The organism is Halomonas sp. BM-2019, from assembly GCF_017584085.1.
The window spans coordinates 1,241,305-1,250,633 of sequence record NZ_CP071922.1 but is presented as its reverse complement, the minus strand read 5'-3'; the positions used below and the strand labels follow the sequence as shown (position 1 = coordinate 1,250,633).

The following is a 9,329-nucleotide window of genomic DNA, read 5'->3' as shown; positions in this document are numbered from 1 at the left end:
CGGGTGGGCGGCAGGAACTTGGTGAGCAGGTTGAAGACGGTGGTCTTGCCGGCCCCGTTGGGGCCGATCAGGGCGTGGATATGCCCTTCCTGGACCTGCAGGTTGACATCGTCCACGGCGGTAAAGCCGCGGAATTCCTTGGTCAACCCCCGAGTCTCCAGAATGAAGTCCTGGGTCATGTGACGTCCTCTCGGGATCGCCGGGGCGATCCGCCGTTGGTGCTGTTGTCGTTGTTGTCTGCCGCTGTCGCTGTACTGGCCGTCTCGGCAGCGGACTGGCCGGGCGGGCTCCCACCCGGCACTTTACGTTAACGTAAGCTAGAGGACTCGGCGCGGCTCGGCAATAGCCCGAAGGGCATGACTCGACCAATGGCGTAGAATCTGATTTTTCAATAGCTTGAAAACAAACACTTCAGGTTACCCAAGACCTTGAATTTAAAGAAGTTTGAATGAAGATAGGCAACCTGCGACCTAAGTAGTAAAATACGTACACTTATGTATGCTCCGCTTCGGAGGCCCACCACGTCATGCCTCGCCCCCTTCCGCCCGACCACCCCTGGCCGATCGGCTTCACCGCCACCTGCCTGCGCGCCACCCTCTATATCCTGCTGGTCGCGGGGCTGGCCCAGGGCGCCTACCTCGAGGCCCTTCACCTCCCCGAGGTGCGCTTCTCGGAGCATGGCTTCACGGAGCTCGCCCAGAGTGCGGTGCTGCTTACCGCCTCGCTGCTGCTGCTCTATACCCGCCAGGTGCTGAAGGTGCTGCCCACGGTGACCCTGCTGATGTTTGCCTTCACCTTCAGTTCGTTCATCCGCGAGCAGGACTACTGGCTCGATGCCTGGGTCGCCCGCCACACATGGAAGGTGCTGGTCGCCCTGGTGATCGTGCCCATCCTCGTCTGGGTGATCCGGGAGCGCCGGCGCTTCGTGGCGGAGTTCGCCAGCTACGCCAACAGCTTCTCCTTTGGCCTGTTTGCCGCCGGGGTGCTCACCACCTATGTCTTCTCGCGCCTCTACGGGCGCGCCGCCTTCTGGCAAGCGGTGATGGAGGAGCACTATGTGCGCACCTTCAAGGACGCCGCCGAGGAGGTGGTGGAACTGCTCGGCTATGCGCTGATCCTGATCGCGGTGATCGAGCTGACGCTGCTCGCCCGGCGCTGGGCCCTGGCACGCCGCGCCGGCTGACGCCGCTCCCCGCCACCCAGGCGTCTGGCCTGACACCAGCTGCCGGCCCCACCCAGCTGCCGGCCATCATGAAAACGCCCCGCCGGTATGGCCGGCGGGGCGTTCTCGTGGTGCGGGCAGCTCGCGCCTGCGAGCGGCCCTGTCGGCGAATTACTCGTCGAGGAAGGAGCGCAGCGGCTCGGAGCGGCTGGGGTGGCGCAGCTTGCGCAGCGCCTTGGCTTCGATCTGGCGGATCCGCTCGCGGGTGACATCGAACTGCTTGCCGACCTCCTCCAGGGTGTGGTCGGTGTTCATGTCGATGCCGAAGCGCATGCGCAGCACCTTGGCCTCGCGGGCGGTAAGGCCGCCCAGCACGTTGCGGGTGGCCTCGATCAGCCCCTCGCCGGTGGCCGAGTCGATGGGCAGGATCATGGTGCCATCCTCGATGAAGTCGCCCAGGTGCGAGTCGTCGTCGTCACCGATGGGGGTCTCCATGGAGATCGGCTCCTTGGCGATCTTGAGCACCTTGCGCACCTTGTCCTCAGGCATCTCGAGACGCTCGCCGAGCTCCTCGGGGGTGGGCTCGCGGCCCATCTCCTGGAGCATCTGCCGGGAGACCCGGTTGAGCTTGTTGATGGTCTCGATCATGTGCACCGGGATACGGATGGTGCGCGCCTGGTCGGCGATGGAGCGGGTGATCGCCTGGCGGATCCACCAGGTGGCGTAGGTGGAGAACTTGTAGCCGCGGCGGTATTCGAACTTGTCCACCGCCTTCATCAGGCCGATGTTGCCTTCCTGGATCAGGTCCAGGAACTGCAGCCCGCGGTTGGTGTACTTCTTGGCGATGGAGATCACCAGGCGCAGGTTGGCCTCCACCATCTCCTTCTTGGCCCGGCGCGCCTTGGCCTCGCCGATGGAGAGCCGGCGGTTGACCTCCTTGATCTCGGTCACCGGCAGGCTGACCATCTCCTCCTCGAAGGCGATCTTGCGCTGGGCGCGCTGGATGTCGGCACGCAGCGGCGCCAGACGGTCGGCATACTTGGCATGCTCGCCGATGAAGCGATCCAGCCAGGCCGGGTCGGACTCACTGCCCGGGAAAGCCTTGATGAAGGTCTTGCGGGGGATGCGCGCCTTCTTGACGCAGAGCTGCATCACCGCCTTTTCCTGGGCGCGCACCTGCTCGACGCTGATGCGCACCTGGTTGACCAGGCGCTCGAAGTGCTTGGGCACCAGCTTGATCGGCGAGAACAGCTCGGCCAGGCGCGCCAGCTCTTCCTGGGCCTGCAGCGAGCCGCGGCCATGGGCCGCGATGGCGGCCTGGGCGGCAGCGTTCTGGTCGCGGATCTGCTCGAAGCGCGCACGGGCCTCCTCGGGGTCCGGGCCGCCCTCGTTGCTGGAGCTGTCGTCCTCTTCCTCGTCGTCGTCGTCGTCCGCGTCGCCGTCCTCGTCGAGGTCGTCGCTGACCTCAGGCTCGGGCGGCTCAGCCTCGGCCACGCCGGGGATGCCCTCGTCGGGATCGATGAAGCCGGAGAAGAGATCGGAGAGGCGCCCGGGGGCTTCCTCGTCCTGGGTGGCGTCGTAGGCCTCGAGGATCGACTCGACGGCGCCTGGCAGGTAGGCCAGCGCCGACATCACCTCGCGGGTGCCCTCCTCGATGCGCTTGGCGATCTCGATCTCGCCCTCGCGGGTCAGCAGTTCCACCGTCCCCATCTCGCGCATGTACATGCGCACCGGGTCGGTGGTGCGACCCACGTCGCTCTCCACCGCGGCCAGGGCCGCCACGGCCTCCTCGGCGGCAGACTCATCCGTTGAGTGGTCCGACATCATCAGGGTGTCTTCATCGGGGGCTTCCTCGACGACGCTGATACCCATGTCGTTGATCATGCCGATGATGTCTTCCACCTGATCGGGGTCGGCGATATCCTCGGGTAGATGGTCGTTGACCTCGGCATAGGTCAGGTAGCCCTGTTCCTTGCCGCGCGCGATCAACTCCTTCAGACGTGACTGCTGCTGCGCATTTCCAGCCATAGAAACCCTATCTCGACGAAGAAGAATGAAGCACCTGAAGCGCTGGGTGGAGAAAAGTCGTGAAGCCGAACAGTATAGCGGCAGAAAGCACCTTTCTGCCAGTTCGATCTATTTGCGCGGTCATTCAGGTGTGTTAGGTTAACAGGTTACGCCGGTGCCGAGCGCCGACTCCTATGTGGGGATGGTAGGAGAAAAATCAACCTCGGCGCCAACCCGGGTGCTACTATTGACCTTCCGGTCAGCCGTGCAGTTCGGCCAGCAGGGCCATCAGCCGCTGCTTCTCCTCCCGCGTCAGCCGTTCCCCGGCCCGCTCCCTGGCGAGCAGCGCGTCGATCTCCTCCTGGGGTGAACGTCGCTGCCGCATCCTGCGAAAGTGCGCTACCAACCCCTCCAGCTCGGCTCCCCGCGCCGACTTCGGGATCAGCAGCTCGCGCCGCGCCAACGCCGCCAGGCGCTCCCCCTCGGCGCTGCCATGGAAGTGGGCCAGCAGCACCTGGGCGCTGCGGTAGCGTCCGGCGCGAAGAAGGCGGACCACCTCACAACACAGACGCCCGTCGGGCTCCTCCTCCGGACACCAGTCGTCCTCCTCCGGAAGCTGTGCCACCAGCCCCGGCTCGTGGACCAGCAGCTGCAGCGCGCGCGCCGCCAGGCTCAGCGAGCCGCCAGGGCGGGCCTGGTCGCCGGCACGTTCACCCCGCGGTGGCGCCGACTCCGGCGGCAGTCCAGCCGCTTCCCCGTCCGCGATATCGTCAGCCCGCCCGGGATAACGCGACGCGGCCTGGCCAGCCGCACTCGCCGCCGACTCGACGCCAGCCGACTCGGCCCGCGCCAGCAAGGCGGCAAAGCTTGACGAGTCGACGCCGGTGCGGCGCGATAGTTCACTGAGCATCAGCGACTTGAGCACCCCTTCCGGCAACTTCGCCAGCGCCGCCAGCACCTGGCTGGCGTAGCGCTCGCGATCTTCGATGCGCGCCAGGTCGCGCCCCGTCGCCGCCTGGTCGAAGAGGAACTCCGACAGGGGGCTCGCGCAGGTGATGCGATCCTGGAAGGCCTCGGCCCCCTCGCGCCGCACCAGGCTGTCCGGGTCCTCCCCCTCGGGCAGGAAGAGGAAGCGCGCCTGGCGCCCGTCGATCATCAGCGGCAGCACCGTCTCCAGCGCCCGGGTCGCCGCCTGGCGGCCGGCCCGGTCGCCGTCGAAGCAGAACACCACCTCGCTCACCAGGCGGAACAGTCGCGTCAGGTGCTCCTCGCTGGTGGAGGTGCCCAGGGTGGCCACGGCGTTGCGGATGCCGAACTGGGCCAGGGCCACCACATCCATGTAGCCCTCGACGATCACCACCCGCTCCAGGCGGTGGTCGGCCTGGCGCGCCTCATAGAGGCCGTAGAGCTCGCGCCCCTTGTGGAACACCGGGGTCTCCGGCGAATTGAGATACTTGGGCTTGGCATCGCCCAGCACCCTTCCGCCAAAGCCGATGGTGCGCCCCTTGATGTCGCGGATCGGGAACATCACCCGATCGCGGAAGCGGTCGTAGGTGCGCCCGCTCTCCTCGCGATGCACCAGCAGGCCGTACTCCACCTGCACCGCCTCGGGAATGCCGCGCTCGCCGAGGTGGCGCTTGAGCGCCTCCCAGCCATCCGGCGCGTAGCCGATCCCGAAGGCCTGCTGCACCTCCGGCGAGAGCCCGCGCCCCTCGAGATACGCCCGGGCGCCCTGCCCTTCCGGCATCTTCAACCGCTCGCGGAAGAAGCTCGCCGAGAGCTCCAGCAGATTGACCCCTTCCTTGCGCTTGCGCTCCCGGGCCTGAGCCCGCGGGTCATCGGCGCCTTCCCGCGGCACCTCGAGACCCAGCCGGCCGGCCAGCTGCTCCACCGCCTCGGGGAAGCGCAGCTTGTCGTACTCCATCAGAAAGCGCAGCGCGTTGCCGTGGGCGCCGCAGCCGAAGCAGTGATAGAACTGCTTGTCGGCGCTGACGGTGAACGACGGCGTCTTCTCCTGATGGAAGGGGCATAGCCCCGAGTAGTTGCGGCCGGCCTTCTTCAGCTTGACCCGCTCGCCGACCACCTCGACCACGTCGACACGGGCCAGCAGGTCATCGAGAAAGCGTTGGGGTATCTGTCCGGCCATAACCGCGAGACTACCTTTAGCGGCGCGTTGCCATCGCCATGGGGTGGCGGCGCCTGGGGCACCGCCCGCCCGGAAAAAACAAGCGGCCACCGGATGGCGGCCGCTTGGCGTCCTCCTGAGACGGCCCGGGCCCGGGGCCCCGACGGTCTCCAGTACGGATCAATAGAGCCGTTCGAAGCGCTTGCGCTCGCGCTGAAGCTTCTTGGCGTGGCGCTTGACGGCAGCGGCCGCCTTGCGCTTGCGCTCTGCAGTCGGCTTCTCGTAGTGCTCGCGACGACGCACTTCGGAGAGAACACCGGCTTTTTCACAGGAACGCTTGAAGCGACGCAGCGCGACGTCAAACGGCTCGTTATCACGTACTTTAACAGAAGGCATTAAGCACTCACCTACCTTAGGTAACTAGAGTTCGGTTAGTACGCACACCCCTGCGGGTGGCAGCTATCACAACGACTTGCGCCCGGTCCACGAAGCGAGCCGGACGGCGAAATCGGTCGCGGGAGATCGCCACCTGGGTGCACGACCCAGTCTTGCAGCGCACAATAGTCTAGTCGTGCCCCCTACCCTTTGCAAATGCTTTACGCAAGCCCGCCTCCACCCGATGCGCGCGCAGCGCCCGCTGACGGGCCCTTCAGCCGCCACTCCCCCTGCCGGTCGACGGTCAAAAGGCGTAGAATGCCGGGCTGTTTCCGCACTACCGAGCGATCACCATGCGCGTACTGGGCATCGAAACCTCCTGCGACGAGACCGGCGTCGCCCTGTTCGACACCGCGCGCGGCCTGGTGGCCGACGCGCTCCACAGCCAGGTAGCCATGCACGCCGACTATGGCGGCGTGGTGCCGGAGCTGGCCTCCCGCGACCACACCCGGCGCCTGCTGCCGCTGATCCAGCAGGTGCTGGACGAAGCGGGCCTCGCGCGCGGCGAGCTCGACGCCATCGCCTACACCGCAGGCCCCGGCCTGGTGGGCGCGCTGATGGTGGGGGCGGCCACCGCCCACGGTATGGCCCGCGCCCTGGGCATTCCGGTGCTCGGCGTGCACCACATGGAAGGCCACCTGCTGGCGCCCATGCTGGAAGCCGAGCCCCCCGAGTTCCCCTTCGTGGCCCTGCTGGTCTCCGGCGGCCATACCCAGCTGGTGGCCGTGCAGGGCCTGGGCCGGTACCGCCTGCTCGGCGAGTCCGTGGACGACGCCGCCGGCGAGGCCTTCGACAAGGCGGCCAAGATGCTCGGCCTGGAATACCCCGGCGGCCCCCATGTCGCCCGCCTGGCCGAAGGCGGCGACCCCGGGCGCTTCCGCTTTCCGCGCCCGATGACCGACCGCCCCGGCCTCGACTTCAGCTTCTCGGGCCTCAAGACCCACACCCTCACCGCCATCCGCGAGCTGGAGACCCGGGGCGCCCTGGACGACCAGGCCCGCGCCGACGTGGCCCGCGCCTTCGAGGAGGCGGTGGTGGACACCCTGGTGATCAAGTGCCGCCGCGCCCTGGACCAGACCGGCCTCAAGCGCCTGGTGGTGGCCGGGGGCGTCAGCGCCAACCTGCGCCTGCGCGAGCGGCTGGAGCGCGAGTGCGCCAAGCGTAGCGCCCGGGCCTACTATCCACGCGGGCGCTTCTGCACCGACAACGGCGCGATGATTGCGTACGTGGGCGCCCAGCGCCTGCGGGCCGGCGAACGCGACGAGCTCGGCGTGATGAAGGCGGTGCCGCGCTGGCCCCTGGATACCCTGAAGCCCCCCACCTCCGCCCCTGCCTGACCCCATGGCGTGGCCAGGCTACAGCCCCGGCTCGTCGCCGCGGCCCAGGCGCTGGATATTGAGCACATGGCGCACCAGCACCAGCAGGGTGAAGGCGATCACCACGATCACATAGTCCGGGGCGAGCCACAGGCTGGCCAGGGGAGCGACGGCGGCGCTGGCCAGGGAGGCCACGGCGGCGGTGCGCACTCGCCAGGCGAGCAGCGCCCAGAGCGCGGCACAGACCAGCGCCACCCCGGGGGTCAGCACCAGCATTACCCCGAAGGCGCTGGCCACCGCCTTGCCGCCGCGAAAGCGGTACCAGACCGGGTAGCTGTGGCCCAGCAGCACCGCCAGGCCTACCACCCCCTGGGCCCAGGGCGGCAGGCCCAGCAGGATCGCCAGCACCAGCACCGGCACCCCCTTGGCCGCGTCCACCAACAGGGTGGCCAGCGCCAGGCGCCGTCCGTGGAGCCGCAGGACATTGGAGAAGCCGGGATTGAAGGAGCCGGCCCGCCGCGGGTCGTCCACGCCGGCCAGGCGGCAGACGGTCAAGGCCCCCAGCCAGCTGCCGCTGAGATAGCCCAGCGCCACCAGCGGCAGCAACAGGATGAGTGGGGCCTCCATGGCCGGCCCTCCCGAGACGGAATCGCGCCCATTCTGCCAGCCGCCGCCCCCGGTGCCCACCGTCGGCTCCGGCGACCACGGTGTTCCCTGGCCGGCGCCTCGCGTACAATCCCGCCACGCCTGCCGCTGCCGCCCCGAGCTGCGGCCCCACCCCTTCACCGCGGAACCCCACACCATGGATCTCGTGCTGATCGAGTCCCTCGGCGTCGACACCGTCATCGGGGTCTACGACTGGGAACGCACCATCACCCAGCGCCTGGCCCTCGACCTGGCGCTGGCCACCGACATCCGGCCGGCGGCGGCCGCTGATGACATCGCCCTGACCCTGGACTATGCCGCGATCAGCGAACGCATCGCGGCCTTCGCCGCGGAGCACCAGTTCGCCCTGGTGGAGACATTCGCCGAGCGGCTGGCCGCGGTGCTGCGCGAGGAGTTCGCCATCGCCTGGCTGCGCCTGACCGTACGCAAGCCCGGCGCGGTGCCTGCGGCGGACGCGGTGGGCGTGCAGATCGAGCGCGGCATCCGCCCGGAGGCGGCGTGATGGCACGGGTGACGGTGAGCATCGGCAGCAATATCGAGCGGGAGCGTCACGTGCGCACCTGCCTGGACGCCCTGGCCGAGACCTTCGGGGAGCTCTCGATCTCGCGGGTGTTCGAGAGCGAACCGGTGGGCTTCGAGGATGGCCGTAACTTCTACAACCTGGTGGCGGCTTTCCACAGCGAGTGGACGGTGGGGGAACTGCAGGCCTGGTGCAAGCGCCTGGAGTTCGCCAACGGGCGCCGCAAGGACAGCCCCAAGTTCAGCCCGCGCACCCTCGACATCGACCTGCTGAGCGTAGGCACGCTGACCGGCGAATACGACGGCGTCGTCCTGCCCCGCGACGAGATCCGGCACCACGCCTTCGTGCTCCAGCCCCTGGCCGAACTGCTGCCCGAGGCGCGCCACCCCGAAAGTGGCGAACGCTACGCTGCGCTCTGGGCCGCCTTCGATCTCGGCGGCCAGCGTCTCTGGGCCGTGGACTTCACCTGGGCCGGGCGGGTCATCTCCCGGGCCGGCTGACCCGGCTCAGGTGGCCGGCGGCACCAGCGCCGCCTCGATGGCCTCGCCCCGCCGCCGCGACAGCTCCTCGCCCAGCTCACGCCCCTGAAATCCCTCATCCACCAGCGTCCTCGGGACCACCTGGGCGGCCAGCCGCCAGGCCAGCGCCAGGTCCTGGGCCAGGGCCGGTGCCTCCAGGCTGACCAGGCTGACCAGCGGCGCCACCCGCTCGCTGCGTCGCCAGGCGTCGATGGCGTCCAGCCAGTCGAGGATACGCGCGCCCGTCAGCGCTCCCTCCCCGGCTTCCCGGCACAGCGCCCGGGTCAGCGCCGCCTGGCGGGCCAGGCCGGCATGCGCCCCGGGCAGCCGCAGCCGCTCGGCCAGGGCGCTGCGCGCCGCCTCGTCCAGGTGTTCCACCAGCCGCGCCCAGCGCCAGCGGGCCAGGGACTCGGGATCGAGCTCCTCGGGCAGGCAGTGCAGCCGGCCCAGGGCTTCGTCCAGGGCCTCGGGGTCGGCGGCGAGTTCCGGCATCAGCACCGCCAGAGCCCCGCAGTCGGCCAGGGTCTGGAAGTAGACCTCCGGCCAGGGCTCGCCGAGCGCCTTCTCGGTCTCGGTCCAG

General features: G+C 68.7%; 9 protein-coding genes and 1 pseudogene. 4 read left to right on the top strand and 6 right to left on the bottom strand.

Annotated elements, in window-relative coordinates; all coding sequences use genetic code 11:
* The coding region (locus J5F18_RS06350) for an ATP-binding cassette domain-containing protein (RefSeq protein WP_346302184.1) at window positions 1-179 on the bottom strand (179 nt) is incomplete at its 3' end.
* Between the two features lie 347 nt (window positions 180-526).
* On the opposite strand from J5F18_RS06350, the gene J5F18_RS06345 reads away from it, so the two are divergent.
* Window positions 527-1,183 carry a hypothetical protein gene (locus J5F18_RS06345; RefSeq protein ID WP_346301449.1) on the top strand — a complete coding sequence of 219 codons (657 nt, stop codon included), beginning with the start codon at window positions 527-529 and terminating at the stop codon, window positions 1,181-1,183.
* A 150-nt stretch (window positions 1,184-1,333) separates the two neighbouring features.
* Here the strand turns inward: J5F18_RS06345 and rpoD are convergent, their stop codons facing one another.
* The 3 genes from rpoD to rpsU form a co-directional block, all read right to left on the bottom strand.
* Window positions 1,334-3,190, bottom strand: coding sequence for an RNA polymerase sigma factor RpoD (gene rpoD, locus J5F18_RS06340; protein WP_346301448.1), 1,857 nt, complete (start codon window positions 3,188-3,190; stop codon window positions 1,334-1,336).
* A gap of 238 nt (window positions 3,191-3,428) precedes the next feature.
* Window positions 3,429-5,315 (bottom strand): DNA primase, encoded by a 1,887-nt coding sequence (gene dnaG, locus J5F18_RS06335; RefSeq protein WP_346301447.1) that lies wholly within the window; start codon window positions 5,313-5,315, stop codon window positions 3,429-3,431.
* Window positions 5,316-5,474: 159 nt separating this feature from the next.
* Window positions 5,475-5,690: a 30S ribosomal protein S21 gene (gene rpsU, locus J5F18_RS06330; protein WP_016416934.1), complete on the bottom strand. Its 216-nt coding sequence runs from the start codon at window positions 5,688-5,690 to the stop codon at window positions 5,475-5,477.
* Window positions 5,691-6,022: 332 nt separating this feature from the next.
* Between rpsU and tsaD the strand changes: the two genes are divergently transcribed.
* On the top strand, window positions 6,023-7,066 hold the full coding sequence (gene tsaD / locus J5F18_RS06325) for a tRNA (adenosine(37)-N6)-threonylcarbamoyltransferase complex transferase subunit TsaD (protein ID WP_346301446.1): 1,044 nt from the start codon (window positions 6,023-6,025) through the stop codon (window positions 7,064-7,066).
* Window positions 7,067-7,084: 18 nt separating this feature from the next.
* Here the strand turns inward: tsaD and plsY are convergent, their stop codons facing one another.
* Complete coding sequence (plsY, locus tag J5F18_RS06320; RefSeq protein WP_346301445.1) at window positions 7,085-7,672, bottom strand: glycerol-3-phosphate 1-O-acyltransferase PlsY; 588 nt, start codon at window positions 7,670-7,672, stop codon at window positions 7,085-7,087.
* A 175-nt stretch (window positions 7,673-7,847) separates the two neighbouring features.
* On the opposite strand from plsY, the gene folB reads away from it, so the two are divergent.
* Window positions 7,848-8,213 carry a dihydroneopterin aldolase gene (folB, locus tag J5F18_RS06315; protein ID WP_346301444.1) on the top strand — a complete coding sequence of 122 codons (366 nt, stop codon included), beginning with the start codon at window positions 7,848-7,850 and terminating at the stop codon, window positions 8,211-8,213.
* Window positions 8,213-8,731 (top strand): 2-amino-4-hydroxy-6-hydroxymethyldihydropteridine diphosphokinase, encoded by a 519-nt coding sequence (gene folK / locus J5F18_RS06310; RefSeq protein ID WP_346301443.1) that lies wholly within the window; start codon window positions 8,213-8,215, stop codon window positions 8,729-8,731. The genes folB and folK overlap by 1 nt, the downstream gene beginning before the upstream one ends.
* A 6-nt stretch (window positions 8,732-8,737) precedes the next feature.
* Here the strand turns inward: folK and J5F18_RS06305 are convergent.
* Window positions 8,738-9,329, bottom strand: a pseudogene (locus tag J5F18_RS06305) (polynucleotide adenylyltransferase); the annotation flags it as partial.

Coding starts and splice junctions, on each gene's coding strand:
- plsY (WP_346301445.1), bottom strand. CDS start 7,672: ATGGAGGCCCCACTCATCCTGTTGCTGCCGCTGGTGGCGCTGGGCTAT.
- folK (WP_346301443.1), top strand. CDS start 8,213: ATGGCACGGGTGACGGTGAGCATCGGCAGCAATATCGAGCGGGAGCGT.
- rpoD (WP_346301448.1), bottom strand. CDS start 3,190: ATGGCTGGAAATGCGCAGCAGCAGTCACGTCTGAAGGAGTTGATCGCG.
- dnaG (WP_346301447.1), bottom strand. CDS start 5,315: ATGGCCGGACAGATACCCCAACGCTTTCTCGATGACCTGCTGGCCCGT.
- rpsU (WP_016416934.1), bottom strand. CDS start 5,690: ATGCCTTCTGTTAAAGTACGTGATAACGAGCCGTTTGACGTCGCGCTG.
- folB (WP_346301444.1), top strand. CDS start 7,848: ATGGATCTCGTGCTGATCGAGTCCCTCGGCGTCGACACCGTCATCGGG.
- tsaD (WP_346301446.1), top strand. CDS start 6,023: ATGCGCGTACTGGGCATCGAAACCTCCTGCGACGAGACCGGCGTCGCC.
- J5F18_RS06345 (WP_346301449.1), top strand. CDS start 527: ATGCCTCGCCCCCTTCCGCCCGACCACCCCTGGCCGATCGGCTTCACC.